This is a genomic window from Meiothermus luteus (assembly GCF_003574085.1).
GTDB classification, from domain to species: Bacteria; Deinococcota; Deinococci; order Deinococcales; family Thermaceae; genus Meiothermus; species Meiothermus luteus.
On sequence record NZ_QWKZ01000006.1, the window covers coordinates 18,986 to 45,396 of the forward strand.

27 protein-coding genes are annotated in these 26,411 nt (G+C 65.5%); 7 read left to right on the plus strand and 20 right to left on the minus strand.

The annotated features are described in order from the left end of the window. Positions 1-19 precede the first annotated feature (19 nt). From cas8c to lysS, 4 genes are all read right to left on the minus strand, one after another. Positions 20-1,870 carry a type I-C CRISPR-associated protein Cas8c/Csd1 gene (gene cas8c, locus Mlute_RS01725; protein ID WP_119359043.1) on the minus strand — a complete coding sequence of 617 codons (1,851 nt, stop codon included), beginning with the start codon at positions 1,868-1,870 and terminating at the stop codon, positions 20-22. Further along, positions 1,870-2,616, minus strand: a complete 747-nt coding sequence (cas5c, locus tag Mlute_RS01730) for a type I-C CRISPR-associated protein Cas5c (RefSeq protein ID WP_119359044.1) — start codon at positions 2,614-2,616, stop codon at positions 1,870-1,872. The genes cas8c and cas5c overlap by 1 nt, the downstream gene beginning before the upstream one ends. A 51-nt stretch (positions 2,617-2,667) precedes the next feature. Further along, entirely contained in the window at positions 2,668-5,211 is a 2,544-nt protein-coding gene (locus Mlute_RS01735) for a CRISPR-associated endonuclease Cas3'' (protein ID WP_119359045.1), read from the minus strand. A gap of 159 nt (positions 5,212-5,370) precedes the next feature. Next, a complete protein-coding gene (lysS, locus tag Mlute_RS01740; protein ID WP_119359046.1) occupies positions 5,371-6,864 on the minus strand; it encodes a lysine--tRNA ligase in 1,494 nt (497 codons plus the stop codon). 96 nt (positions 6,865-6,960) lie between these two features. Here lysS and Mlute_RS01745 point away from each other — a divergent pair, with 96 nt between their 5' ends. Further along, positions 6,961-7,368 carry a hypothetical protein gene (locus Mlute_RS01745; RefSeq protein ID WP_119359047.1) on the plus strand — a complete coding sequence of 136 codons (408 nt, stop codon included), beginning with the start codon at positions 6,961-6,963 and terminating at the stop codon, positions 7,366-7,368. 4 nt (positions 7,369-7,372) lie between these two features. Here Mlute_RS01745 and Mlute_RS01750 read toward each other — a convergent pair whose 3' ends face one another. From Mlute_RS01750 to Mlute_RS01765, 4 genes are all read right to left on the minus strand, one after another. Further along, positions 7,373-7,846: a GreA/GreB family elongation factor gene (locus tag Mlute_RS01750; RefSeq protein ID WP_119359048.1), complete on the minus strand. Its 474-nt coding sequence runs from the start codon at positions 7,844-7,846 to the stop codon at positions 7,373-7,375. Positions 7,847-7,964: 118 nt separating this feature from the next. Continuing rightward, on the minus strand, positions 7,965-8,330 hold the full coding sequence (locus Mlute_RS01755; RefSeq protein WP_119359049.1) for a hypothetical protein: 366 nt from the start codon (positions 8,328-8,330) through the stop codon (positions 7,965-7,967). Positions 8,331-8,367: 37 nt separating this feature from the next. Then, the gene (locus tag Mlute_RS01760; RefSeq protein ID WP_119359050.1) at positions 8,368-8,889 is read right to left on the minus strand and encodes an RsmD family RNA methyltransferase; all 522 of its coding nucleotides are present in this window, start codon (positions 8,887-8,889) and stop codon (positions 8,368-8,370) included. Then, a complete protein-coding gene (locus tag Mlute_RS01765; protein WP_245958808.1) occupies positions 8,890-9,285 on the minus strand; it encodes a hypothetical protein in 396 nt (131 codons plus the stop codon). Between the two features lie 63 nt (positions 9,286-9,348). On the opposite strand from Mlute_RS01765, the gene menC reads away from it, so the two are divergent. From menC to Mlute_RS01785, 4 genes are all read left to right on the plus strand, one after another. Continuing rightward, positions 9,349-10,458: an o-succinylbenzoate synthase gene (menC, locus tag Mlute_RS01770; protein ID WP_119359051.1), complete on the plus strand. Its 1,110-nt coding sequence runs from the start codon at positions 9,349-9,351 to the stop codon at positions 10,456-10,458. Between the two features lie 13 nt (positions 10,459-10,471). Further along, complete coding sequence (locus tag Mlute_RS01775) at positions 10,472-11,275, plus strand: GNAT family N-acetyltransferase (RefSeq protein WP_119359052.1); 804 nt, start codon at positions 10,472-10,474, stop codon at positions 11,273-11,275. A 74-nt stretch (positions 11,276-11,349) separates the two neighbouring features. Further along, positions 11,350-12,399, plus strand: coding sequence for an amidohydrolase family protein (locus tag Mlute_RS01780; RefSeq protein ID WP_119359069.1), 1,050 nt, complete (start codon positions 11,350-11,352; stop codon positions 12,397-12,399). A gap of 22 nt (positions 12,400-12,421) precedes the next feature. Beyond that, positions 12,422-13,753 carry a chloride channel protein gene (locus Mlute_RS01785; protein WP_119359053.1) on the plus strand — a complete coding sequence of 444 codons (1,332 nt, stop codon included), beginning with the start codon at positions 12,422-12,424 and terminating at the stop codon, positions 13,751-13,753. On the opposite strand, the gene Mlute_RS01790 is transcribed toward Mlute_RS01785, so the two are convergent. Genes Mlute_RS01790 through deoC form a run of 3 tightly spaced genes read right to left on the minus strand, consistent with a single transcriptional unit; the run spans position 13,656 to position 17,675 of the window. Further along, entirely contained in the window at positions 13,656-14,321 is a 666-nt protein-coding gene (locus tag Mlute_RS01790) for a PIG-L deacetylase family protein (protein ID WP_119359054.1), read from the minus strand. The two genes, Mlute_RS01785 and Mlute_RS01790, sit on opposite strands and share 98 nt — an antisense overlap. Before the next feature lie 22 nt (positions 14,322-14,343). Further along, a complete protein-coding gene (locus tag Mlute_RS01795; RefSeq protein WP_119359055.1) occupies positions 14,344-16,695 on the minus strand; it encodes an aldehyde dehydrogenase family protein in 2,352 nt (783 codons plus the stop codon). 2 nt (positions 16,696-16,697) lie between these two features. Beyond that, a complete protein-coding gene (gene deoC, locus Mlute_RS01800) occupies positions 16,698-17,675 on the minus strand; it encodes a deoxyribose-phosphate aldolase (protein ID WP_119359056.1) in 978 nt (325 codons plus the stop codon). A 171-nt stretch (positions 17,676-17,846) separates the two neighbouring features. Between deoC and tatA the strand changes: the two genes are divergently transcribed. Then, positions 17,847-18,026: a twin-arginine translocase TatA/TatE family subunit gene (gene tatA / locus Mlute_RS01805; RefSeq protein WP_119359057.1), complete on the plus strand. Its 180-nt coding sequence runs from the start codon at positions 17,847-17,849 to the stop codon at positions 18,024-18,026. On the opposite strand, the gene Mlute_RS01810 is transcribed toward tatA, so the two are convergent. Genes Mlute_RS01810 through Mlute_RS01830 form a run of 5 tightly spaced genes read right to left on the minus strand, consistent with a single transcriptional unit; the run spans position 18,023 to position 21,600 of the window. Then, the gene (locus Mlute_RS01810) at positions 18,023-19,027 is read right to left on the minus strand and encodes an ABC transporter ATP-binding protein (RefSeq protein ID WP_119359058.1); all 1,005 of its coding nucleotides are present in this window, start codon (positions 19,025-19,027) and stop codon (positions 18,023-18,025) included. The genes tatA and Mlute_RS01810 overlap by 4 nt on opposite strands. Continuing rightward, entirely contained in the window at positions 18,994-19,674 is a 681-nt protein-coding gene (modB, locus tag Mlute_RS01815; protein WP_119359059.1) for a molybdate ABC transporter permease subunit, read from the minus strand. Before modB ends, Mlute_RS01810 begins: the two co-directional genes overlap by 34 nt. Next, complete coding sequence (gene modA, locus Mlute_RS01820; protein WP_119359060.1) at positions 19,671-20,525, minus strand: molybdate ABC transporter substrate-binding protein; 855 nt, start codon at positions 20,523-20,525, stop codon at positions 19,671-19,673. Before modA ends, modB begins: the two co-directional genes overlap by 4 nt. A gap of 57 nt (positions 20,526-20,582) precedes the next feature. Beyond that, complete coding sequence (locus Mlute_RS01825) at positions 20,583-21,125, minus strand: PadR family transcriptional regulator (protein WP_245958809.1); 543 nt, start codon at positions 21,123-21,125, stop codon at positions 20,583-20,585. Positions 21,126-21,147: 22 nt separating this feature from the next. Then, a complete protein-coding gene (locus tag Mlute_RS01830; protein WP_119359061.1) occupies positions 21,148-21,600 on the minus strand; it encodes a c-type cytochrome in 453 nt (150 codons plus the stop codon). A gap of 127 nt (positions 21,601-21,727) precedes the next feature. Here Mlute_RS01830 and Mlute_RS01835 point away from each other — a divergent pair, with 127 nt between their 5' ends. Continuing rightward, entirely contained in the window at positions 21,728-22,336 is a 609-nt protein-coding gene (locus Mlute_RS01835; RefSeq protein ID WP_119359062.1) for an LON peptidase substrate-binding domain-containing protein, read from the plus strand. On the opposite strand, the gene Mlute_RS01840 is transcribed toward Mlute_RS01835, so the two are convergent. From Mlute_RS01840 to Mlute_RS01855, 4 genes are read right to left on the minus strand one after another with little or no spacing between them, the layout of a single operon-like run. Next, complete coding sequence (locus tag Mlute_RS01840) at positions 22,333-23,292, minus strand: VWA domain-containing protein (RefSeq protein ID WP_119359063.1); 960 nt, start codon at positions 23,290-23,292, stop codon at positions 22,333-22,335. The genes Mlute_RS01835 and Mlute_RS01840 overlap by 4 nt on opposite strands. Before the next feature lie 9 nt (positions 23,293-23,301). Continuing rightward, complete coding sequence (locus Mlute_RS01845) at positions 23,302-24,363, minus strand: VWA domain-containing protein (protein WP_119359064.1); 1,062 nt, start codon at positions 24,361-24,363, stop codon at positions 23,302-23,304. Beyond that, positions 24,360-25,313, minus strand: a complete 954-nt coding sequence (locus Mlute_RS01850; RefSeq protein WP_119359065.1) for a DUF58 domain-containing protein — start codon at positions 25,311-25,313, stop codon at positions 24,360-24,362. Before Mlute_RS01850 ends, Mlute_RS01845 begins: the two co-directional genes overlap by 4 nt. A 12-nt stretch (positions 25,314-25,325) precedes the next feature. Further along, a complete protein-coding gene (locus tag Mlute_RS01855; protein ID WP_119359066.1) occupies positions 25,326-26,375 on the minus strand; it encodes an AAA family ATPase in 1,050 nt (349 codons plus the stop codon). Positions 26,376-26,411 lie beyond the last annotated feature (36 nt).

A 26,411-nucleotide genomic window follows, 5' to 3' on the forward strand; every position in this document is an offset into this window, starting at 1 on the left:
GGGTATCTCCTTTCGGGCCTTAGGCGGTTTCGGGGCCGGATGGTTTGTCGTCCTTCTTAACGCGGCTGGCCGCGAGCTGCTGGTAGTAGCCCAGGGCAAAAAGGCTCTGCTCCTCCAGGCTCAGGGTGCGGGGCAGGGTGGGGCCCAGGACCTTCCAGACCTCAGCGAGCTGGGTGTGGAACCAGTAGGCCAGGCCGGGGGAGTCCTTGACCAGCTTGCTCAGGTGGTGCTGAGAGAGCCGCGTGAGGCGGCTCAGCACCATGGCCGGGGTGCTGCTGGCCGCGCCGTAGTAGCGCTGCACCACGCCGGCGTTGATATCGGATTCGGCGGAGGCCTCCTGAATCTGGGCCAGCAGGCACATCAAGCGGCCACAGTGGTAGGCCGGGCTGGGGTGGTTGGGGTCTAGCGCCATCCCTATCGTTCCTCCTTTGCGGATGTGGTAAGCCTTCAGAAGCCCCATGCGGGCGTAGATGCGCCCCAGGGCGGCGGCGTCGGCTTTTTGTGCGCTGAGGGCCTCGCTAAAGGCCCCGGTCATCACCTCGGCGATGTGGGACTCCATGATGCGGGCAAGGGCCCCATAGGGAATGGGTAGGCTGGGGTTCAAGGCCGCGCGCCAGAGGGGGACTTGCAGGGTCTTGATGGGTTTGAGGTAGTCGTCGAAGTTTTGCTCGGGGGTCTTGGGGCGTTGAAGGCTCAGGAAAAGGCGGTTCAGGCCCGGCAGGCCAGCGGCCCGGTCGCCGCTTTTGCGCACGATGGCCAGGTGCTCAAACCAGGTCTTCACGGCGTTAATGAACTCTTCCAGCGAACCCGTCTGCCAGTCGCGCACCATCACCCGCCCTGAGGCCGGGCTCAGGGCTGCGGCGAAAAAGCGGGCGCCCTGCAGGCTGGGGGGGGCCTCGCCGGTTTTGAGGGCCTGGAGCACCTTGCGGGCGCGCTCCAAGGCCTGCAGTTCCTCAACCTCACCGCTGCTGGGGGCGAAGAGGTCGCGGAAGAAGTCGTCCTCCTCGGGGATGGCCCGGTCGTACCAGACCACCACCTTCATCTCGCCCAGGGTCTGGGCCCCTTCCAAAAGGGCGTCTAGCCCGGCCCGGTAGGCGGTGGCGGCTTCCTCCTCCACCGCGGCGTTTTCACCCTGGGAAAGGCCATAAGACTCAAAGGCTTCCTTGTCGTAGGTGACCAGGGCGTGCCCGAAGGCACCGCCGCCCAGCTTGGTCACCTTGGGGTGGGTGGAAGCGGGGGAAACCAGCTTCCCGGTGGCAAACGAGCGCATCCTGCCGCTGGCGCTCGAGGTCGGGAAAGCTTGGGCGCGAAACTGCCGCCACCAGTCGTGCCAGTCGGGGAAGTCCAGCACGCACTTCTCCTGCACGAAAAAGGAGATTTTGTCGGTGGGCTTGAGTTTGTCCGAGCCCTTTTGCTGAGTCTGGGCCTCGAGCTTCTTGGCAAACCCTGCCATCTGCGCCGGGTCGGAGAGGGCCTGGGCGATGGGCGAGAGCAAAGGCACCTCTTTTGCGGCAAGCTCAACCAGCAACCGGAAGGTCTGCTGCTTTTGCAGGTTCTTGGCATGCTCCTTGGGGTTTTTGATGTTTCCTTCCCTATCCCGCTCGGCCATCCCAAACACCACTGCACAGGTATCGGCCAGGAAGTGGGCGGCCTGCTCGGCGGGGTACCCCTGGGCCCGTAGGTAGCCGGGCATGGCGATCATCTCGGGCTGGGAGAGGTCGGGGGCCGGTCTGGCCTGACCTAGGGGAATCAACTCGGTAAACTGCCCGCCCGCGCTCACCCCCACCAGCCAGCGAATTTCCTTTTGGGTAAAGCCGGGCTCCGTGCCCAGGCCCTTCTGCCGGGCGTACTCCACCAGCGGCGTAAGCATCAGCCCACCCCCTTCCGCACCCGCTCGCTTTCGTAGGGGGGCACCTCGAGCACCCCCTCCACCACCTCGGCCTCAAAGAGGCTCACGCTGGGCTTCTCGCCCTTGTCGGGGCGCAACGGGGCCCCCGGCCTAGAAAGGTCAAAGACGTCGTAGAGCATCCAGCCGATTTTTTCGCTGTAGGGCACGGGCTTGGCCTCCTCGCCCGGCTCCACCAGCCGGAAATACCCGCTAAACTCGCGGCAGCCCAAATAGGGCTGGTAGATGCACTGCCCGGATCGAGCCCGGCGCTCAAAGCTGTGTTCGATCTTCTGGCGCAGGGCATAATCTTCGCGGTAGAGCACCGCGTGGGCGGTCAGGCGGTAGCGCACGTCCTTGAGGGCCATGGTCTGGCGTTGGGTGCGGCCCTTAGTGTCCTGGCCGGTGTCGTCCTTGGTGGCATCGGCAAAAAGGGGCTCAAAGGTGCTGGGGTCCCTCATCCAGCTCTGGACGCTGCGCACACTCACCTTTTCCTTCACCTCGTTGCGCATCAGGGCGATGTAGCGCACCGGACGCAGCACCTCAATGCGCTCAATCTGCCAGTACATGAGGGGTTTTTTGCTTTGGGGGTCAAAGTCTAGGTAGATGGCGTCGAAGATGCCCCGGGCGGCGCTGGGGGTGATGATGGGGTAGCTGAAGCGCTCCACCTTGAACTCGGGCCGGGTAAAGCAGGCCAGCTCGCCCCAAACTTCCAGGCGAAAACGTCGCATGGCACCTCCTTTTCTGGCCTCAGCAAATCCAATCGCCGAAGAACCGCTGGCTTATAGGACCAGTCCTGAGCCACCCCCTTCCTCCGGCGTGAAGCCCAGTCTTGAATCGTAGAGAGCCTCGTCCGGACACAGGTACCAGTCCGGGGCCTCACCCCGCCCGTAGCGCAGAAAGACGCTCTCGAGGAAAGCAGGGGGTCCTCCTTTGGGCAGGAAGAAGGGCACGGTGTAGGGCCTAGCGCGGTGAACCCAGTCGGCGGCGATGCCCCGGTCGCGCGCCTCCTGCATGAGCGCTTTGGCCTCGTCGTTGTAGGGCACCACCACGTTCACCGCGGGCGACTCGATGATGCGGTAGCGGCGGGCGAGCTCGGCGTAGTTTTGGGTCAGGATGCAGCGTTCAATCTCCGGGTCGCTCACGGCCTGCAGGCTGTAGAGGCTTTGGTAGTAGCGGCGGAAGGTGGCGGGGGTGAGCTCGAGCGGCCCCTCGGCCTGCAAGGCCCGGGTGAGCTTGGCGGCCTTTTCGTAGGCTTTATCGGGGTACCCCTCGTCTTCGGGCAGGAAGACCACCAGCCGCCCCTCCTTGTGCAGGCCATGCCGGTTGACCCGGCCTGCGGTCTGGGCGATGGCCTCCAGGGGCCCCAAGGCCCGGTAGCCCAGGGGAAAGTCCAGCTCCACCCCGGCCTCCACCACCTGGGTGGCAATCAGGCGGCAGGGTGCCCCCGCGTCAAGCCGGGCCTGCACCTCCCCCAGCACCTGTAGCCGGTGGGCCGGGCACAGCGCGGTGGAGAGGTGGTAAAGCCCCTCTAAGCTCCGCGCCTCGGCCAGGCGGAAGAGGGTGTGGGCCTGCCGCTTGAGGTTGAGCACCACCAGGGCCTGGGGGTCGGCTGCCAACAGGGCCGCCAGGTGCGACCAGGGCAACGGGCTTTTGAGCCACCAGTCCACCCCCACCCGCCGGCTCTGCTGGAAGAGCACCTCGGGCTCGGGGGCCATCTCCACCGGCCGCCAACCCTGAGGCTCACCCTGACGCACCTTCTCGTCCAGCACCTCAAAGGCGGGCTGGGTGGCGGTGGCGAAGACCACCACCGCGCCGTACTTCTCGCTGGCCAGGTGAGAGAGGGTCTTGAGGGTGGGCACGGCCAGGTGGGTGGGCAGGGTCTGCACCTCATCGAACAAAAGCACGCTCCCGGCCAGGTTGTGCAGCTTGCGGCAGGCCCCGGGGCGGCTCGCGTGCAGGCTTTCCAGAAGCTGCACATGGGTGGTGAGAACGATGGGGGCCTCCCAGTTCTCGCTTAGGAGGCGGCGCTCACGCTCTTGCAGGTCTTGCTCGTCGGAGGGCTCCTGACCCAGGGGTCGGTAGGCCAGGCTGTGGTCCTCCAGGATGTAGTGGGGGCCAAAGTCTGAGAACAGCGAGCGGTAGATTTTAGCGGTCTGGTCAAGGATGGAAAGGTACGGGAGCACCACCACGATGCGCCGAATGCGGGGGTCGCGCAGGGCCCGGCGCAGGGCGAAGCGGAGCATGGCCAGGGTCTTGCCCAGGCCCGTAGGGGCGGTGAGGGTAAAGAGTCGTCCGGAGTGCTTGGAGGCCTCTGCGGCTGCGTCGGACAGGGCCTTGCGCAGGGCCCGGGTCTTGGCGGGAATCCGCTCGTCCTGGCCCAAGGCCTCCAGGTACGCCTCCAGGCGGGCCAAAGCCTGGCCCACCTGCAGCAAAGGTGGGGTGGGGCGGTGGTCCTGACCCCGCAGGTGGGCCTCGGTGTCCAAAAAGTCGGCATCCACCAGGGCTGAGAAGAGCATCCGGGTATCCAGCATGGCTGCGGCACTGCTGGGGGCCTCTATAGGGGCCTCGCTGGGGGGGGGCAGCTCGAGGCCGTCTTCCTGAAGGCGGCGCTTGAGCAGGTCTAAGTCTAGTTCGCTAAGCCGCAGCTCCTCTGGAAAACCCCGTCCATCCGAACGCAGCCACATGCCCTTGAGGCTCTCCTTAGCCCCGCTTTGCAACCCCAGGTGGTGGCCCTGCACGGCCAAAGCCACCGCCGGGGCGCGATACTCAAAGAGCGCCACATGCGCCCCTGCCGACCAGTGGTCCAGGCCGGAAAGCTTACCCTGCAGCCGGAGCTGGAACCGGTCGCCGTACTTACCCAGATCATGCAGCAGACCGGCCAGGTGGGCGCTTCCCTCCTCGCCGAAGGGCTGGGCCTTGGCCGCGGCAAGGGCGGCCACCTGGGCCAGGTGCGCCCTCAAAGGCTGCCAGCGGGAAGGGTCGGGGTGAGAGTGGCCCCAGAATGTAAAGGGGCTGGGTATCACGGACGTTGAGGCGTAGCGCTCAACTATCGTCCTGGCCTCTTCCAACCAGGCCCGCCGCAAAGCCAAAGGCTCCAGCACCTCCACCCGCGCGCCCCAGCTCAGTATCCAGGAGAGCAGCTCGAGGGGGAATCCGAAGGGATGGTTGCCGGGGTCTAGTTCAATTTCAACGAGAGTGTGGCCACCCTCGAGCTGCTCCAACAGGCGCAGGTTGGGATAGGCGTTTTCCAGACGGTGCCTTGCCACCTCGGGAGCAAAGCGCAGCCGCGCATGAACCACATAGTTTGGAAGCTCCCTTCGCATAATCGTTCGTGTTTACTTTAGCAGTCCCAGGTCTACAGGTCATCCAAATCTGCACATTCCAAACGGACATATTCATAAACTTTAGTCTCCTACGCGCAACTTCGGCGCTCCTCAACAAAAAAGCCGCCCGACGGCGGCCGGCTCACCTGAGACCTAGGCCTAGCTTTCCTCCGGCTGTCCTTCCTTACGGGGCTTGAGCAGGGGAAAGAGAATCACGTCCCGGATGCTCTCCTGGCCCGTGAGGACCATCGCCAGGCGGTCAATGCCCAACCCCATCCCCGCCGCGGGCGGCATCCCGTACTCCAGAGCCAGGAGAAAGTCCTCGTCAATCTCAGGCTCCTCGTCGTCACCGGCCTCGCGCCGCCGGGCCTGCTCCTCAAAACGGGCCCGCTGGTCCAAGGCATCGTTGAGCTCAGAGTAGATAGGAGCAATCTCAAAGCCCGCCACGAACAGGTCGGCCCGCTCGGTGAGGTTGGGCTTGGCAGGGTCGCGGTGCCGCTTGACCAGGGGGCTGATGGCCAGAGGAACGTCCACCACGAAGGTAGGCTGTATGAGGCTGGGCTCCACGTAGTGGCTGAAGAGCTTGTCCAAAAGCTTGTAGCTTGGCACACCCCTCAGCTCAGGGTGCTTCTGGTCGGTCCAAGCACGCAGGCGCTCCAGGTCGGTAGGGTCAAAGTCCAGGCCGGATTTTTCTTTGAGAGTGGACACAAAGTCAAGGCGCCGGAAGGGCTTAGCAAAGTCAATCTGGTGCCCGCCGTAGTGAATCTGGGTGGTGCCAAAAAGGTGCTGCACCAGGCCCGAAAGCAGGTCTTCCACCAGGCCCATCATGTCCTGGTAGTCCGCATAGGCCCAGTAGGCCTCGAGCATGGTGAACTCGGGGTTGTGCTTGGGAGAGATGCCCTCGTTGCGGTAGTTGCGGCCAATCTCAAAAACCTTCTCAAACCCCCCTACCAGCAGGCGCTTGAGGTGCAGTTCCAGGGCAATCCGCAGGTTGAACTCGTGCCCCAGCGCGTTGTGGAAGGTCTTGAAGGGCCTGGCCTCGGTGCCTCCGGCGATGGCCTGCAGGGTGGGGCCCTCCACCTCCAAGAAGCCCCGCTCTTCAAAGAAATTACGGATGTAGCGCACCATCCGGCTGCGAATCCGGAAGACCTCCCGCACCTCTGGGTTCTGGATAAGGTCCAAATAGCGCTGCCGATAGCGGGTTTCCAAATCGCGGATGCCGTGCCACTTATCGGGCAAAGGGTGGAGCGACTTCACCAAGGGGGTGAACCTGCGCACTTTTACGGTAATCTCACCGGTCTTGGTGGTGAAGACCGTTCCTTCCACACCGATGATGTCGCCAATATCAAGCTTCTTGATAAGGTCGTAGCGCTCTGTAACATCGCGGGCCAGGTAGATCTGAATCCGGCCGCTTTGGTCTTGCAGGTGGGCAAAGCTGGCCTTGCCCATGTGGCGAAAGGTCATCAGGCGACCGGCCAGGCGCACCTCTTCCTCGGGCCACTCCTCCTGGGGACCAGCCCCCGCGTGGGCGGAAAGAATCTGGGCGGCGTCGTGGGTCTTTGGGAAGCGGTAGGGGAAGCGCTCAAAGCCCGCCTCTACCAGGGCCTCGAGGTTGGCCAAACGCTGCTGGGTCTGTTCGCTGTACTCTGGCATACCCCTCCAAAGCTGCTTGATTATAGTGCAGCCCGGCCTATGCCACCCCAGAGGCCAATATAATTTGACTGTGCACCGGGGGTTTCTGGCGCTTTTTTGGCAGGGTGCGCTCCCCTTTTCCCGGGCAGCCAGACCCTATCGGTCTCCGAGCGCTACGGCCTGGTGGTGCCGGACGCCCGTCTTTTGGCCCGAATTCAGGAAGGACCGGTGGAAATTACCGAGTTCTACTACGAGCCCCAAAACGGATACCGGCCCAGGACCCTGGACGAGCTGCAGCAGATAGGCGAGCTGCTCCAAGGCCAGCTTCAGGCCCAGGGTTTCACCTTCCGCTGTGCCCGGGAGAGCCTCTCCTTGCTGGGCGAGGCCTACTGGGTACTCCGCATGGCCCGGGGCGGCGAGGGGGTGGGGCTGCTCCTGCGCCCCCTGGCGGCGCCCGACCATTACCGGCTCGAGGTGGCCGCCACCCTGCCGGAACCACCCCCCTTTCGGTGCCCGGCCCGGTAATGCCTCAGTGCTGGATGGACTCTATCCGGAACTCCCTCTTCCCCTTAGGGGTCTCCAGCATCACCTTAGCCCCCACCTTCTGGCCCAAGAGGGCCTTGCCCAAGGGGCTTTCATCGGAGATTTTCATGGGGCGCTCCAAAACGCTGGCCTCGGCCGGAGAAACTACCTGCACCTCCATCAGGTCCCCCTCCTTGGACTTGAGCTGGACCACCGCCCCCAGGGTCACCACGCTTACCTCATGCCCCTCCTCCTCAATAATTTGGGCACGGGAAAGGGTGTCGGTAAGGGACTCTATCCGGGCCTCTATGCGGGCCTTTTCCCGCTTGGCGTCCTCCAAGCCCGAGTCGTCGTAGTCATCGGAGGACTCCATTAGCTCCTGCAGTATCCGGGTGGCCTCTTGCAAACGAGCCCGCTCCTGCTCGAGCTCGGCCACCAACCGCTCATACCCCGACTTGGTGAGTTTTACTTCACGTGCCATCCGGCCTCCTGGTAAGACGCTCACGATGCTGCGTCAATCGGCTGAAAATTGCATGAGAGCCCCCTTGGCCCAACGAAGAGGCCCGGCCTTCCCCCGCCGAGCCCGGTTCACAGCGCGCTCAGGGTAGTATACCCCTGAGAAGGATTTCCCTCAAACGTCCAGGCCGGGCCGAGCCCGAGCAGCGCTCGGTATCCCGGCAGAGGGCCACGTAGCGGAAGTGGCGGCCGCTGCTCCCTACCCCAAAGCGGAAAAACTGCCCCGAAGAGCGGGAAATATGCCGCAAGCAGGCCTCACAAACCAAGGGGGTAATGCTTGGGGCAGCGTCCAAAGGCTCCAGCACCAGGTGGAGCGGGTTTTCCTGGATGTGCACCCGCCCTTCCCCATCGCGGTAGTAAAGCACCTCCCCCGGAGGCAGAAGCTCCGGGGAGGTTCCAGGGAACAGCTCCAGAATCAGTTCCCGCTCTTCAAAGGTTTTTTCCCCCATCTTGCCAGTAGCTTACCACGCCAAAACACCGGGCGTCTCACTCACCGACCTCCACGATGGTTAGAGCGTTGTGGCCGTACACCCGGCGCTCACCCAACAGCAGCGCAAGCTCGGCAGGGTGCTGAAGGATGCAAAGCCCCCCAGGCTCAACCACCGAGGCCTGGCGCAGGCGCTCAAAGTCCTGCACCAGGTCGTGGGGGTAAGGGGGGGCCATAAAGGCCACCGTGAAGCGTAAGCCCCTCTGCTGGGCTTCTAGCAGGTAGCGCTCCACCGGCTTGCCCTCTATGCGCACGGAAAGCCTAGCCCTACGCGCATTCTCCCGCAGACAACGGATGGCCTCGGGGTCCTTCTCCACCAGCACCACCTCAAAGCCCTCCGAGGCCGCCTCGAGCCCCACCGCCCCGCTGCCTGCGTAGAGGTCCAAAAAGCGGCCTCGGTTCGGGTAGCGGTAGCGCAGGTAGTCAAAAAGGGCCTTGCGGAGACGGACCGGGCTGGGCCGAGCCGAGGCCGGCACCTTGAGGGGTACCCCCCGGGCAGTACCGCCTAAAATCCGCAGCATCTAGAGCCTGGGCACCTGGGTGGGAATCTGTACCACGCTCGGGTTGCGGAACCAGAGCTGACAGGCTAGGTCACGGCGGCTGGTGGGTACCCGGACCGAGAAGGGGCTGGTCTCCCCCGGGGCCAGGCTGGACCTGGCGACGGGGGCCGAATTGGTGCCGTGCGTCCGGCTGCTGGGAACCCCTTCCACCCCCTGAAGCCCCTTCTCCACCAGCCGGAAATGGACCCGGAGCCCCTGAATGCGGCTTTTGGAGATGTTCTCCACCACCCCCTGGGCGACCATGGCCCCCCCGGCGTAGGTGCAGCTCCAGCTCCTGACCCGCAGCTTGTAGACCTCCTGAGCAGAGGCCAGGCCAAAGCCAAAAACCAGCGAAATTACCAAAAGAATCCGCACCATGGCCAGGAGTATACCCCAAGGCCGGTTTGACAAGCCGTCCTGGGGGTCGCTTAGCATACGGGCATGAGAATAGAAGCCGCCGAGCTCCGGCTCATCTCCTTGCCCCTTAAGTTCCGCTTTGAGACCTCGTTTGGGGTGCAGACCGAGCGGCACATCATCGTGCTCACCCTCTACGGCGAGGGCTTAGAGGGCTACGCCGAAACGGTGATGGAGTACACCCCGCACTACCGCGAGGAGACCCTTCCGGGGGCTTGGGCCCTTCTGGAAGGGCTCCTGCTGCCTAGGGTGCTGGGCAGGGAGTTCGCCAACCCCGAGCTGCTCTGGAGCGAGATAGCCGGCTACCGCGGCAACAGGATGACCAAAGCGGCCCTGGAGATGGCCTTCTGGGACCTGTGGTGCAAAGGCCTGGGGCAGCCCCTTTGGAAGGTGCTGGGTGGGGTGCGCCAGGAGATACCGGTGGGCATAAGCCTGGGAATAGAGCCCAGCCTCGAGGCCACCTTGGATAAGGTGGCCAAAGGGCTTTCCGATGGGTACAAGCGAATCAAGCTCAAGATTAAACCGGGCTGGGATGTAAAATTAGCCTTGGCGGTTCGCGAGGCATTCCCCGAGGCCAACCTTACGGTGGACGCCAATTCGGCCTACAGCCTAAACGACATCGCCACCTTCCGGGCTTTAGACGCCGCACGGCTTGACTACATTGAGCAGCCCCTGGCCTACGACGACCTCCTGGACCACGCCAAGCTGCAGTCGGCCATCGCCACCTCCATCTGCCTGGACGAGTCCATCACCTCCCCTGAGGACGCCCGCAAAGCCCTGGAAATCGGGGCGGGACGGGTCATCAACCTGAAGCCCGCCCGGGTAGGCGGCATCCTGCAAAGCCGGAAGGTCCACGACATCGTCCAAAGCTACGGCTTGCCGGTCTGGATGGGGGGGATGCTGGAAGCGGGCATCGGCCGCGCGGCGAACATCCACGTGGCCACCCTGCCCATGTTCGTCAAGCCGGGGGATACCTCCAGCGCCAGCCGCTACTGGCAGGAGGACATCATTGAGGAGGCCCTAGAGGCCCGCGAAGGGATGATGCCGGTGCCCCAAGGGCCCGGTCTGGGCATCACCCTGAAGCGGGACTTCGTGGAGAAAATCACCGAGAAAACCGCCTACCTCACCGCCCGCTGAGGCGAAAACCGCCATGCTAGAGATTCTTATCCGCGAGGTAAGACTGCCCGAGGAGGCTTTGGAAATCCCCAGGCTCGAGCGGGCCATCTGGAACGACCCCGACGAGGGCATCCGCCCAGGCACCCTCATCGCCCTGGTGCACGAAGGGGCCCTGCTGGCCGGGGCCTATGCCCGGGAAGAGGGAAGCGGAGAAAAGCTGGTGGGCTTCATCTTCAGCTTCCCCACCAACCGACCCACCGACCACCACTCGCACATGGCCGGGGTCCTGCCCGCTTACCAAGACAAGGGCGTCGGGTTTTTGCTCAAGCGCTACCAGCGCGACTGGGCGCTGGCCCGGGGCTACGAGCGGGTGGTCTGGACCTTTGACCCGCTGCGGGGGGCAAACGCCCACTTCAACCTACAGAAACTGGGGGCCACCTTTGACCGCTACATCCCCAACTGCTATGGCCCTATGGGGGGCATCAACGCCGGGGCACCTTCGGACCGGGTCTACGCCACCTGGGAGCTGAGAAGCCCTCAGGTGTTGCAGCGGCTGTACGCTCCCCCGCCTCCCCCGGAGACCGCCGGGTTGCCCCTGGCCAACCGGGTGGAGGGGGAGGTGCCTATAGGGGCCCGGCTGGACCTTTCCGAGCCCCGCATTCTGGTCCAGATTCCCGAGGACTGGGGGGCCATCCTGCGAACCGACCCCGGACTGGCCCTGGCCTGGCGGGAGCACAGCCGGCTGGTCTTCGGGCACTACCTGGGCCGGGGCTACCGGGCCGTAGGGTTCGCGAGGGGGCCCAACCGTTACGTCCTGGAGCGCCGGCCCACCCCCTAAGCAAGGAGAAGAGTACCTTGAGCCCGCCGCAGATATGGACCGCCGAAGTGGTCTACACCGGGTTTGGAACCCCCATGCGCCGTGGAGGGCTTCTAGTCCAAGGGGACTACGTGGTGGCGACAGGGCCGCTGGATGAGCTACGGCAGGGTTACCCCCAAGCCGAGGTGGTCCACAAGGGAAAGGCCCTCACCCCCCCGGTGGTCAACGCTCACACCCACCTGGACCTCTCCAGTACCCCCCGCTTCCAAGGCCCCTACCCCGGCTTCATCCGCCATGTCATTGCGCATCGCTCCAGGCGCACCCCAGAGGCGGTGCAAAAAGGCCTCGCTGAGCTCCAAAGGCATGGGGTGGGAGCTTTTGGCGACATCGCCCACAGCCTCGAGGGAGCCGCCTGGCTTGTGGAACACAGCCCCTTGCCGGGGGTGGTCTACCTGGAGGTAATCCACCGCAACCCCCAGGAGGCCGAAGCGATGGCCAGCCGCCTGGCCCGCCTGGTCGCCCAACTCCAGGAGAGGAGCCCCAGGCTGCGGGTGGGCCTCTCGCCCCATACCCCCTTCAACGTGAGCCCCCCCCTGCTCAAAAGGCTATCCGAGCTGGCCCAAAAGGAGGGGTTCCCCCTTCAGATGCACGTGGCGGAGAGCCCCGAGGAAACCGAGCTGATGACCCAGGGTACAGGGGCCCTCCAGGCCATTCCCCAAAGCCTGGGCCTTCCCCCCTACCAGGACCTCCCTGGGCTTACCCCGGTGCGCTACCTGGCGGAGCTGGGGGTGCTGGGGCCCCACCTGACCCTGGTGCACGGGGTGCAGGTGGACGAGGAAGAGGTGCGCATCCTCGCCCAAAGCGGCAGCCGCGTGGTATCCTGCCCGCGCAGCAACGCCAACCTGGGCTGCGGTGTGTTTCCCTGGGGGCTTTACCTGAAACACGGCCTAGAGGTGGCCCTGGGCACCGACTCCCTGGCCAGCAGCCCCGACCTGGACGTGCGCAACGAGGCCCTGTGGCTTTGGGGCCGGGTGGACCCCAGGGCGCTGGTGCGGGCCGCCACCCGCGGCGGCTACCGGGTGCTGGGCCTGGAAACCCCTCGCATCACGCGCGGCACCCCAGTCTCCCAGGTACAATCCTGGTAGCCGGAAGACCTCCGGCCCCTTTATGCAGATTGGCGCGCTCATCCTGTACAGCGCTTTTGTGGGTGCCCTCACCGGAGCTTTCGCTGCGGGGTTTGTATTCTTGCTGAGGCTCATAGAGCGCTATCTGCTGGGCGAAACCCTAGGGTACCTGCCCCCAGGCCTGCCCGGGGAAGGGGGGCTGACCCAGGTTTTCCGGGGGCCCAGCCCCGCCTGGCTGGCCCTGCTCCTCCCGCTGGTTTTCGCCGCCTCGAGCTACCTAGGCTCGGGCCGGGGGCTGGGCTGGCTCTTGGCCGCCTACCGCTCGAGCCAGCCGGTGCGGGCGATGGAATACCTGCGGGGCATCCTGGGGGCCCTGGTGCAGCTCGGGGCAGGCTCCCCTATGGGGCGAGAGGGACCCATGGCCGCGCTGGGTCTTTGGGTAGGGAGTGCCCTGGGCCGACGCATCCCTTTGGGAGAGTCAAGCCGCTTTCTCCCCTTCGCTGGGATGGCCGCAGGCTTCGCCTCGGCCTTCCACGCCCCGATGGCCGGGGCCCTGCTGGCCAGCGAAATCGTCTACCGCGGGCTGGCCCTCGAGGTAGGCGCACTGGCCCCGGCCCTCATCGGGGCCCTATCCGGGTTCACCCTATACGGCCTCTTCCACGGCTACAGCCCCCTGCTGGAGCTGACCCCAGGCCCCTTCACCTGGCCCCAGCTACTCTTCGGCCTCATCACCGGCTTGGTCTGCGCCGGGGTGGGCACCCTGTGGCTGGAAAGCGAGCGTCTACTGCAGCGCCTTCTAAGGCGGCTGAGCTTCGGGATGCGGCACGCCCTCTTTGGGGCCATGCTGGCCCTGGCCCTGCTGCTGCTGCCCGAGGCTCTAGGCAACGGGCTGCCCTGGGTTCAGCTCGGCACCTCGCCCATCCTGACCCTCCCCTTCCTGGGGGCGCTCCTTCTGGTCCAGCTTGCCCTCCTCATCCTGGCCGGAGGGGTGCGGGCCTACGGCGGCCAGCTCACCCCAGCCTTGGCCCTGGGGGGGCTGAGCGGGCTGGTGCTGGCCGAGCTTTTGGGGCAGGCCGCTCCCTCCATCGTTCCCTCCTCCCCCACCGCGGCCCTAGTGGGCATCACCGCGCTGCTGGCCGGGTTGGCTCGAGCCCCCTTCGCCGCGGTCGTACTGGCTGGGGAGATAGGGGGGTACGGCCTCTTGCCCCTGAGCCTTACAGCGGCCTTCGCCGCCTACACCTTCACCAGCCCCAAGGGCAGCCTCGAGCTAGAAGGCGCTAACCCAGATAGGAATGGGGCAGCGGAGCCTCTGCCTGAAAGCGCTCGGCAAACTTTACAGAAGCCTCCGCCCCCCACCTCAAGCGGCTCGCCCTGAAGGCCTCCAGGCTGTAGTCCCAGCGGTAGAAGCCTTGGTAAAAGCCGAACACCTGCTCGGCCACGGCCTGGCCCTCCTCGCCGATGTCCACGTATACCGCGGGCCGGGGAATGTCGCTGCGGTAGTAGTGCAGCAGCCGAACGGGCTCGCGGTGGGGTCGGCCCACCAGCTTGGGGATGCGGCAGAACTTAAGAGCCGAAAGGGTGGCCCAGTAGGTCGCGCGGTGGTCCGGGTGAACGTCGTGGGGGTTCCAGGTGATGACCACATCAGGCTTCCAATCCGCTACCACCCGGGCAATGGCCAACGCCTCCTCCCTTCCACCGGTGAGCCCGCTGTCGGGAAAGCCGAGAAAGCCATACTCGGCTCCGATCATCTCCGCAACCTGCCGTCCGTGTCCCTCCCGAACGCGGCCCACTTCCTCAGGAGGGGTATCGCCAAACTGGCTGGCCAGCTCGCCCCGGGTGAGCCACAGGAGCATGGCCGCATCTCCCCGCCGCACGTGCTTCGCCAAGGTACCGGCTACCCCGATTTCGTCGTCTGGATGGGAGAAAACAGCGAGTAGACGCACCCCTCAAGTATACGCCTAAAGCTCAGGCCCCATAGGGCACCCAGATGTTCTTGACCTGGGTGGCCTGGCGCAGCACCTCCTCCACCTCGGGCAGCGGGCCAGTCTGGGGCAGGGTCCAGGTGCGCTTCATGTTCCCGGCGCTGGACCGCTCCACCATGGCCTGACCCTCCTGGGGCCCGGCATACCAGACCGCATCCACATCGTCGTGTTCAGCCAGGGTCTGGGCCAGCTCATCGCGCTCCCCGGTGATGAGGTTGAACACCCCCGCGGGCACATCGGAGGTCTCCAGGACCTGATAGAAGTCGGTGGCGGTGAGGGGGGCCTGCGGGGAGGGCACTACCACCAAGGCATTGCCCAGGGCAAGGGCCGTCCCCGCCAGCCGGGCTAGGGCCAAAAGGGGCCAGTCGTCGGGGCAGAGGATACCCAGCACGCCCACCGGCTCAGGGATGGCCAGGGTCACGTTCCGGTACGGGGTGGGGTGCACCACCCCTTCGTACTTGTCGGCCCAAGCAGCGGCAGAAAAGAGAGCTTCTATGGCCGCTTCAACCTCCTCACGCCCCTCCTGGCCGGTTTGCTGAGCGATGCGATAGGCGAACTCGGCGGCCCTCTCGGAAAGGTTCTCGGCCAAAAAGTAGAGGATTTGGGCGCGATGATGAGCAGAAGCCCTACGCCAAGCTTCAAAGCCCCCGCGGGCTGCCTCCACCGCGTTGCGGATGTCCTTGCGGTTGCCCAGGGCCACCTCGCCCAGAAGGCCGCCGTCCGGCCCATAGACCAACCGGCTATAGCCGGAGTCGGGGCGAACCTGTCTGCCCCCAATAAAGAGCTTGGCGGTGCGGTCTATCGGGGGGAGGGCCTCTGGGCGCTGAGGCCGGGCCGGCGAGGCCTTTTTCCTGGCCAAAGGCGTTCTAGGCCGCACCCTCCTCACGTACTCCCAAAGCCCCTCCTTCCCTCCCTCTCGGCCAAAGCCGCTCTCCCGGTACCCCCCAAAACCGCTGGCCGCATCAAACAGGTTGGTGCTGTTTATCCAGACGGTGCCGGCCTTAATCTGGGTGGCCACATCCAGGGCCAGGTTGATGTCCTCGCTCCAGACGCTGGCCGCAAGGCCATAGCGGGTGTTGTTGGCCAGGCGCACCGCCTCCTCGGGGGTGCGGAAGGTAAGGGCGGCAAGCACCGGACCAAATATCTCCTCCTGGGCGATGGTGGCGCTGGGAGCCACGTTGGTAAAAAGCGTGGGGGGATAGAAACACCCCTCCTTGGGCACCGCCCAGGAAGGTTGCCAGAGCTCAGCGCCTTCCTCCAAGCCTCTCTGAACCAGTCGCTTTATCTTTTCTAGCTGCACCGGGGCAATGATGGCCCCGATGTCCACCGCCTTGTCCAGGGGATTGCCCACGCGCAGCTTCTCCATGCGGGCCTTGAGCTTCTGGTAGAACCCATCGGCGATCCCCTCCTGGACCAGGAGCCTCGAGCCGGCGCAGCAGACCTGGCCTTGGTTGAACCAGATGGCGTCCACCACCCCCTCTACCGCGCTGTCCAGGTCGGCATCTTCAAAAACAATGAACGGGGATTTACCCCCCAGCTCCAGGGAAAGCCGCTTCCCGCTTCCCGCGGTGGCCCGGCGGATGAGACGGCCCACCTCGGTGGAGCCAGTAAAGGCGATTTTGTCTACGCCGGGGTGCTCAACCAGGGCCGCCCCGGTGCGGCCATCCCCGGTGAGGATGTTCACCACCCCAGCCGGCAGCCCCACCCGAACACAGATTTCCGCGAACAGCAGGGCAGTAAGCGGCGTAAACTCGGCGGGCTTTAGGACCACCGTGTTGCCCATGGCCAAAGCCGGGGCGACCTTCCAGGCCAGCATGAGCAGGGGAAAGTTCCACGGAATGATCTGCCCCACCACGCCCAGGGGTTCATACCCTGAAAGCTCCGAGTCCATGAGCTGGGCCCAGCCCGCGTGGTAGTAGAAGTGCCGCACCACCAAAGGGATGTCAATGTCGCGGGTCTCACGGATGGGCTTGCCGTTGTCCAGGGTCTCCAAAACCGCGAAGAGCCGGGCGTGCTTTTGTATCTGCCGCGCCAACGCGTAAAGGTAGCGGGCCCGCAAGTGCCCAGGGGTCTTTCCCCAAGCTGCAAAGGCCCGGCGGGCCGCCCGTACAGCCAGCTCCACATCCTCGCGGCCTGCTTGGGCTACCTGGGCCAGCTCCCGACCATCGGCAGGGTTCAGGGTGGCAAACCAGGTGCCGCTCTTGGGTGCACGCCACCTACCCCCTATGAAGAGGCCAAAGCGGTTGCGGTGCGACCTAAGCCAGTCCAAAGCAGGCTCGGCGGCCTCGGGCGCGGGGCCGTACTCCAGGGTCTGCATAATCTCAGCAACGGTCATTCTCACCCCAGGGGCTGGTACTGCATGGAGGCGTAACGGCCGTAGGCCAGGTGGGTCAGCTGCCGCTCAATATCGTTCAGGAGGGCGCTGGCCCCTATGCGGAAAAGACGCGGCTGCATCCAGTCCACCCCCAGCTCCTCCCTCACCAGAATCAGCCAGTCCAGGGCCTGCTTGGCGCTGCGGATACCCCCGGCCGGCTTGAAGCCCACCTGGTAGCCGGTAGCCTGGTGGTAGGCCCGGATGGCCCGCAGCATGACCAGGCTGCTCTCCAAAGTGGCGTTGAGCGCCTCTTTGCCGGTGGAGGTCTTGATGAAGTCGGCCCCGGCCTGCATAGCCACCACGCTGGCCTTGTAAACGTTCTTGAGGGTGCCCAGCTCGCCCACCGCCAGGATGACCTTCATGTGGGCCTCCCCGCAGGCCTCGCGAAACTCCCGCACCTCCTGGTAAAGGGCCGGCCAGTTGCCGGTCAGCACGTGGCGGCGCGAAATTACCACGTCAATCTCGCGGGCCCCAGCCGCCACCGAGGCTTCAATTTCCTGCAGCTTGAGCCGGTGGGGGTTGAGCCCGGCAGGAAAGCCCGCGGAAACCGCAGCAACCGGGATGTCCGTGCCGGCCAGGGCTTCTACCGCCGTGGGCACCATCTCGTGGTAGACGCACACCGCGCCAACCGTGAGCCGAAGCCCCTCTACCCCCAAAGCCGCCAAGAGGTCAGGCTGAACCGGTCGGCGGGCTTTGGCGCAAAGACGGCGCACCGTACCCGGGGTATCATCACCAGAGAGGGTGGTGAGATCCAGGGTCTTCACCGCGTGCAAGAGCCAGGCTGCCTGCCATGCCTTTTTCACCGTCCGGCGTGCGGGCAAAGTGGCTGCCCGACGCTCAACCGCGCTGCGGTTGACCCGAGCCTCCTCCACCATGCCTAGGTCAAGGGGCATGCCAGGGTTACGTGGCAGGGAATGGGCTTGGGAAAAGGTCAGGGCCATGGAACGCCTCGAGCCAGGCCGATTATAACCTGCCTAAGCTAAGACGACTTCAGTCTGGGGTCTGGAAGTAGGAGCCAACAAAACCTCACCCCGCCCCAGCAATCAACCAGGCAGCCTTGCCCAAAGAAAAGCTAGCTTGAAAAATGTATACTCTAAGCCAAGGAGGAAGCCATGCCTTTAGGCCCAACTGAACTCTTGATCATCCTGCTCATCGTAGTGCTCCTTTTTGGGGCGCGCAAGCTGCCCGAGCTGGCCCGGGGACTGGGCCAATCGGCCCGCGAGTTCCGCAGGGCCATCAGCGAGGAGGAGAAAAAACCCGAGGAGGCCAAGCCCGAGCAGAAGCAGTCCTAGTGTGGCATCAGGTGTAGGAAGCGAGGCTCGAGCCGCACCCCTACCTCTTCTCCCTCCTTTAGCCCCAGCTCTTCCAGTCGGTAGCGGGGGAGCAGGAATTCCAGCTCCGCTTGGCCTACTCTAAGCCGTCCCCGCCACCGCAACCCTTGTGGCCAAAAGGCCAGCAACCTTCCTCGCAGCCGGTTTTCTTCTCCTTCTAGGGTAAAAACCTCCTCGGAGCGCATCCCCAGCCAGACCCGCTGGCCCAGCCGGGCCCAAGCTGGGCGCAGCGCTTTCAACCGGCCCAAGGGGGATTCCACCCAAACCCATCCCTCCTCCACGGCCCCCACGCTGGCCTGGAAAAGGTTGCGGAACCCCACCAGCCGGGCCACCTCAAGGCTGGCCGGACGGGCGAAGACCTCCTCCGGGGGGCCCTGCTGGGCCAGCCCCTCTCGGGTCAGCACCCCCACCCAGTCGGCCCGCTGGGCCAGCCAGGGGTCGTGCGAAGCGGCCAGGGTTGGGATGCCCAAGGCCCTCAAGCGCTCCAACACCCCTGAGAAAACCTCCTCCCGGGTGCCTATATCCAAGGCGCTGGTGGGCTCGTCCAGCAAAAGCAGAACCGGCTCACGGGCCAGCGCCCGGGCCAGGGCCACCCGTTGCTGCTGTCCGCCGGACAGCTCGCGGGGAAAGCGCTCCGCCAGCTCAGCAATGCCCATCTGGGCCAGGTACCCCAAGGCCCGCTCCTTCCGCTGGGCCCGGGGCCAGTGGACCAGCGGAAAGGCCACGTTCTGCCAGGCCCTCAGATGGGGAAAGAGCGCGAAGTGCTGGGGCAGGTAGCCCACCGGCCGCCGCTCCGCGGGCAAGCCGCCAAAGGGCTCCCCTTCGGCCGGCAGCAGCCCGGCCACCGCCTTGAGCAGGCTGGTCTTCCCCACCCCGCTCTCCCCCAACAGCACCGTGAACCCCCGGATGTAAAGCCGAAGGCTAAGCCTCACCGGACGCTTGAGGGCGTACGCGATCTCCACCTCTCCTCCAAGCTGCGCACCAGATAGACCAGGGCAAAGCTCACCAAAAGCAGCACGCCGGCCGCCTGGTTGGCCCGATCAAAGCGCAGGGCCTGCACCTGATCGTAGATGTAGATGCTCACCATCTGGGTCTTGCCAGGAATGCTGCCCCCCACCATCAGCACCACCCCAAACTCCCCAAGGGTATGGGCAAAGGCCAGGATGGAGCCAGAAAGAATGCCAGGCCAGGTAAGGGGAAGGATGACCTCGAGCCACACCCGCCGCCAGCCCGCCCCTAGGGTGCGGGCAGTCTGGATGAGGTCCAAATCCAGGCCACGGAAGGCCTCGCGGTAGCCGTTTAGGGCAAGGGGCAGGCTGAACAGCACCGAACCCACCACCAGGCCCTCAAAGCGAAAGGCCCAGCTAAAGCCCAGCGTCTGGGCTATGGGCCCGTTTTGGCCCAGGAGCAAAAGCAGGTAAAAGCCCAGCACCGTAGGGGGCAGGGTAAGGGGCAGCAGCACCACCGACTCCACCACCCGCTTCCCCCAAAAGCGCTTGTGGGCCAGCACCCATGCCAAGGGAAGGCCCATCAGCAAAAGGATAAGGGTGCTGACCAGGCTCACCCGCAGGGTGAGGGCTAGGGTTTCCCAGAAGACTGGGTCGCTCATTCCTCCGGCTTTTCCCCGGGCAAAAGGAAGCCGTATTTGCGCAGCACACGGTGGGCCTCGGGGGTGGCGATGTACTCGTAGAAGCGCCGCACCTCGGGCCGGTCCTGCCCCCGCAGGATGGTGTAGGTCTGCTCGAGGCGCAGGTGGCTGCTCAGGGGGGCCAGCCAGTAAACCCCGGCCCGCTGCATGGCTTCGCTGCGGGCGATGGAGAAGGCCAGGATGCCCACATTGGTGCTGGAGAGGGCAAGCTGGGCGGCCTGGGAGATATTCTCCCCGTAGACAAACTCAAAGCCAGGCTTACCCTGTCGCAGCACGGAGAGGTTGTAGTAAGCCGCCACGCCCTCGGTCATCTCCTCCCAGGCCACCTCGCGAACTGGCCGGATGAGGCCAAAGCGCTCCAGCAGGCTGACCGCGGCCCGGCCATAGGGTGCGTGCACCGGATTGGCGATGGCCACCCGGGTCACCCGGCCATCCAGCAGGACCCGGGGCCCCATCCGGCGAGGGTCAAGGCCCTGCTGCGCCCAGGCGTTGGCCACCCAGACCACCACCCGCCCCACCGCGTAAAGCCGCAAGGCTCCTGGGGTAGTGCGCCCGGCCTCCTCGAGCCGCTTAGGGAAGGCCGCATCGGCGGAGAAGAAAATGTCCGCCGGTAAGCCCTGCATAATCTGGGTGTAGAACTTGCCGGAGGAACCGAAGCTGAGCTCCACCCGCACCCCAGGGTTCTGCCGCTCAAAGGCCTGAACAATCTCAGGCAGCGCATACTGCAGGTCGGAAGCCGCCACCACCCGCACGCTTTGGGCCTGGGCCCAGAAGAGGCCCACCCAGCCCAGCACCATCCACCAACGCCCCATCGCTTCCTCCCATTTAGTTACAGTGTAACTACATGGGAGCATTATAGGCCCAAGGGGCTATTGCCGCAAGGGGGAGCGGGTCTCCTCGGCCATCATCTGCTGGATGAATTCCAGGCTGGCTCGAGCCATCTGCAGGCGCCAAAGGGTGGAGACCCGCTCGAGGCCCTGGGCCTTTGGAAGGCGGACCTCGAGCCCGGTCAGAATCTGGGCGAAAACCTCCCGCTGGGCTTGCAAAAGGGGCCCGGGGTCCAAGGAGAGCCGTAGGAGAAAAGCGAGCTTCAGCCGAAGGTCGGAGCGGCCGTAGCGCAGCCGCTCCACTGGGGTGTAAAGCCACTTCAAAGCCGCCCGCCGCCCCTCCTCGGTGAGGTCAAAGAGCGTCCTGGGCGGCCCCGCTTCCCCCTCTTCCTGCCCCACCTGCCGCACCAGCCCCCGCGCGCGCAGGTGCTCCAGGGCCCGATAGACCTGGGGCCGCTGAATGCGCCATATATCCCCGAGTTCCCCGGCTGGGGAGAACAAAGCCGCAAGCCGGAAGCCGTGAGAAACCCCTTCTAAAAGGGCCACCAACACCGCCCAGTCGGTAGTGGAAAGCCGGTAGGCCACGGACCCCTCGAGGCTGAAGAACCTAGGGCACCTGGAGGCGCGCCCGGGCCTCCCCTACCTGCTGGGGGGACAGCCGGTTCCCCGAGGCCCGCAAGGCGGCCACTTCGGCTGCGGTGAAGGGACGGTGGTCACGGGGGAGCAGCCGGTCGTTGCCCCAGGCCGTGAGAATATAGTTGAGCACTGAGGCAATCTGCTCATCGCTGAGCTGGGGAAAGGCCGGCATCACCCCATCGTAGACCTGGCCCCGCACCCGCACCGGACCTTGCATCCCGTAGAGCATGACCCTCAGGAGGTGGGCCCGGCCCTCTGGGGTCTTGACCAGCTCCGGGGTGTGCTGGGCCAAAGGAGGGTAGGCCCCCGCCCGCCCTTGCCCGGCCTCTCCGTGGCAGAAGCCGCAGTTCTGCTGGTAAAGCTGGGCCCCGCTTTGGGCCAGGACCAGCCCCACCAGCACGGTTAGGCCCAAAAGGCGTCTCATACCAGCAGTATAGGCAGGCCTTGGAGAACAAAGATAAGAGCCTGGCAAAAGCTGGTTTAGAAACCCAAAACGGGCTTGGGGCCTCAGAAGGTTGGCAAACCGGAGGCCGCCTCCTTAACCTAAGGGCGTGAGGCGACTGCCCCTCTTCCCGCTGCCCGAGACGGTGGTCTTCCCAGGGCTGCTCATCCCGCTTTACATCTTTGAGGAGCGCTACAAGCAGATGGTTCGCCATCTACTGGCCCAAAGCGAGGGCCCCAGGCGCTTTGTAATCGCCCTGACCACCCCCGCAGGCCTCCGGGAGGTGGGGGGCTACGTAGACCTGCTGGCCGCCTCGGAGAATCCCGACGGTACTTTCAACATCGTCTGCCGCGGGGGAGAGCGCTGCCGGGTAGGGGGGGTGGGGACGCTGGAGAACACCCTCTACCAGACCACCCTAGACCTCCCCTATCCGCTCGAGCGCGCCACCCGCAGCGAGGAGATTGTGGCGGCCTGGGACGCTCTGGAGACCTTCCGCAGCTATATGGCCGGGGTGGCCGACCCTAAGGCGTTGGAGGAGGCCATCGCCAACCTGCCCGATGACCCCCTCTACCAAGCCTCCTTCCTGTGCGTCAACCTGCGGGTCCCTGCGCTGGACAAGCAGGCCCTGCTGGAAGCGCCTTCCCTGCTGGCGCGGCTCGAGCTGGCCCAGGCCCTCATGCGCCAAGGCTCGTTCGCTGGCCACCCCGCTGAGGCCTAGACCACACGCCGCCTGAACTCTGCCAAGGCCAGGCTCAAGAGCAGAAAAACTCCTGCCAGCAGGGCCAACCAGCCGGTCGCCTCCGCCCGTTCCAGCCGAACCTCCACCCCCAGCTCCAAAGCGCGGTAGGCCTCCTCGAGTTCCTTTGCCGAGTCCACAAAACGGTACTCCCCACCGGTCAGGCGGGCCACCTCACGCAAGGTTTCCTCGTCAAAACGGGCAGCCAGCGCGTACTCGTCGGGCAGCCCCGGCACCGGCCCCTTGCTAGGCCGACCAATCCCGATGGTGTGCACCCGCACCTTCTGGCGGGCCGCCTCCAAGGCGGCCTCAACAGGGTCTACCCCGCTCAGGCTGCGGCCATCGGTGAGGAGAACGATGGTGGCCAGGCTCCAAGGGTCCTTGGCCGAGGCCCGCTCGGAAAGAGGGGGCAAGGCCGAGAGGCTCTCCAGAATCGCCTCCCCTATGGCGGTGCCAAAGGTGAGCTGCAGGTGGTCCACCGCCTCTAAAAGCTGCTCTCGGCGAACGGTGGGCGGAACCAGCAGGTGGGCATCCCGGGCAAAGGCCACCAACCCCACCCGCAGCCCCTCGGGCAGTCCCCTTATAAAGGCCCGCAAGGCCTCCCGAGCGGCTTCAAACCGGTTGGGCGCCACATCGGTGGCCCCCATAGAGAGGCTCACGTCCACCGCCAGCACCACCGCCGCCTTGGGGTCAGCCCGTGGCGCGGGCAGGACAGGCCGGGCCAGGGCCAAAAGAGCCAGGGCCAGGGCCAAAAGGTACAGCAAAGGGGGCAGGCGCTGCCCCAGGTTGGGCTGCTCGGCAGGCCCCCGAAGGGCGCGGGTCGCATCGGGGTAGAGCACCGCCGCCCCTCCCGGAAAACGCCGAGCCCACCGGTACAGGGCCACCAACAGCGGCAGCAGCAGCAACAACCCCAGGGCCCAGGGCCACAAAAACGCCATCCCTACCCCCTATGGAACGCGCCGCTGCCAGCGCAGGCTTAACCCCGCCCCCAGCACCATCAGCAGAGCCGCCAGCCCCGAGAACAAGAAGCCAACCTCGGTCCTAGTAGCCTCCCAGCGGATAAGGACACCCAGCTCCTGGACCACCTGGCGCAAGGCCTCCTCGGTGGGCGGGTAGGTGTTCTTACCCCCACTAAGCTGGGCCAACAGCTCGAGGTTGCGCGGCTCAAAGGGCACGTAGTAGTTCCGCCCCTCGAGCTGCATGACCGTCCCCCCCGGCTGGCCCATGGGGAAGGTGTAAAGCCGAACATTGCTCTCCTTGGCAAAACGGGCCGCGGCCTCCAGGCTGGCCCGGGTAGACAGGCTGAAGTCGCTGCGCACGTTGGAAACCCCATCGGAGAGGATCACCACGCTGCCCGGGGGAAGGTCCTGGGGGGAGGAGGACGGGGAGGCCGGCAGCTCCGGAACCCCCTGCAGCGGGTCGGGAGAATTCGGCCCCGAAGGGGCCAGCTCGGCCGGAGGCTTAAGGTCGCGCCTTCCAGGAAGCAGCCTCACGCTGGTCACAATGGCGTTTTCCAGCGAGGTGTTCTGGGCCGGCTTGAGCCGGTCAATGGCCTCCAAGAGCCGCTGCCGGTCGGTGGTGGGGGGCACCAGGGCCGCCGTAGCATCGGAGAAGCTCACTAGGCCAATCTGGGTGGTGGGCGGGGCCAGCTCCACGAACTTCCGGGCGGTAGCCTTGGCCGCCTCGAGGCGGCTCGGGTTCAGGTCAGAGGCCAGCATGGAGCGGGAAACGTCTATGGCCAGCACCACCGCGGCCTTGTTGGTGGGTAAAGGAGGGCTGGCCACCGGACGGGCCGCAGCGAGGAGCAGGAGCAACAGGGCCAGAAGCTGCAGCCCCAAGGGCCAGCGCACGTGGGCCCGGGGCGGCTTTTGCACCACCAAAGCCCGCAGGCGCGCCTCGGCAAAGGTCTCGGCGGTGCGCTGGCGCCTCTGGCGTGTCCAGAGCAAGAAGCCCAAGAACAGCGGTATCAAGAGGAGAAACCAAAGGAATCCGGGCCAGGTGAAGCTCATCTTTGCCCCCTTCGGCGCAGGGTGAACTTAAGCAGGGGTTCTACGATCTCCTGGGCGGTCAGAAGGGTGAGGGCATCCACCCGGGACGCCCGCAGGGCCCGCTCGAGCCGGGCCTCCCGAGCCTTTACGAAAGCAGCGTGGGCCCGGCGCACCCTGGGGTCGCTGGTATCCACCCAGACCTCCTCCCCAGTCTCAGGGTCGCGCAAGCGCAGCTCCCCCGCGTTGGGCAGCTCGAGCTCGGCTGGGTCCAAGACCCGCACCGCCACCACGTCATGCCGGTAGGAAAGCCGCCTCAGCAAAGGCACCCACGCCGGCTCCTCCGAGGCCAAGGGAAAATCCGAGACCACGAACAAAAGCCCCCGGCGCTTCAGGGTCCGCGCCGCGTACTCCAGGGCCGGCTCGAGCCCCCCTCCTCCCCGGCCTGGCCGCTCCAGGTGCCGCTGCATCTCGTGCAACACCCGCAAGGCCTGCTTGCGCCCGGTTCCGGGCGGCACCACCCTCAGCCCGGCCTCCGAAAAACCGATGGCCCCCACCTTATCGCCGTGCCGGGCCGCGATGGCCGCGGCAACCCCGGCGAACTCCAAGGCCTCCTCCACCTTGAGCACCCGCCGCGTCCCAAAGCGCATGGAGGCCGATAGGTCAAGGAGCAACCAAACCGTAACCTCTTTCTCCTCGCGGTACTGGCGGATGTGAATCCGGCCGGTGCGGGCGGTCACATTCCAGTCAATCCGCCGCACCTCATCGCCCGGCTGGTACTCCCGCACCTCGGCCAAATCCAGGCTGGGGCCGTAGAAGAAGCCCGTATAATCGCCAAACAGGAAACCATCCAGCCGCTTGAGCACACGAAACTCGAGCCGCCTGAGCAGCTCCGCGGGCAGCTCCTTCGGCCTCAGCCCCGCGGGCTCCGGGGGCAGGGCAACCTCAATCTTGCTCTTGCGGCGCCAAAGCATGGTGTTCCAGGCTCAAGCCGAGGGGTTCTCTGCGGACGGGCGGGCATCGCGGTAGGGGTCGCCCAGGTGCACCTTGGGAAGAGGGGTAGCGGCGATGATTTTCTGCACCACCTCCTCCAGCCGCACCTCGTCGGCCAGGGCCTCGTAGGAGAGGATGACCCGGTGGCGCAGCACCTCCGGGGCCAGGTCGCGCACATCCTCGGGCAGGGCGTACTCCCGGCCCCGCACGATGGCCAGGGCCTTGGCCCCCAGAATCAGGTTGACGCTGGCCCTGGGGCTGCCTCCGTAGCTGATGTACTTCTTGAGCTGGGCCAGCCCCACCTCTCCAGGGTCCCGGGTGGCCCGGGTCAGGCGCACGGCGTACTCCGTAACCGCCGGATGAACGTGCACCCGGTCGGCCATGGCCTGAAGCGCCCGCAGCTCGTCGCCGCTCAGCACCACCTCAACCGGCTCAAACTTGGAGGAGACCCGCTCCACCACGGTCATCTCCTCGTAGAAGGCTGGGTAGTCCAGCCAGACCTTGAACATGAAGCGGTCCACCTGGGCCTCAGGCAGGAAGTAGGTGCCTTCCGACTCAATGGGGTTCTGCGTGGCCAGCACCAAGAAAGGGTCGGGCAGCTTATAGGTCTGGTGGCCGATGGTCACCTGGCGCTCCTGCATGGCCTCCAGTAGGGCAGACTGAATTTTGGCCGGGGCGCGGTTAATCTCGTCGGCCAGAATCAGGTTGGCGAAGATGGGCCCCAACTCCACCTCAAAGCTGGCCTCCTTGGGGTTGTAGATGCGGGTGCCCACCAGGTCGGCGGGCACCAGGTCAGGGGTGAACTGGATGCGCTTGAAGCTGGCCCCAATGGCCTCGGCCAGGGTCTTGATGGCCAGGGTCTTGGCCAGACCAGGCACCCCTTCAATGAGGATATGCCCCCGGGCCAGGAGGGCCACCAGCATCCTCTCCAGCATCAGGTCCTGCCCTACAATGACCTTCTTGACCTCCAAAATTAGGGTGCGCAGCTTCGCGGCGGCCTCCATCACCGCCTGGGGCTCGAGGGGGGACTTTTGGGCTTCCATGGTCACCTCACTAGATGCTGGGGCTGGGCTCCTGCC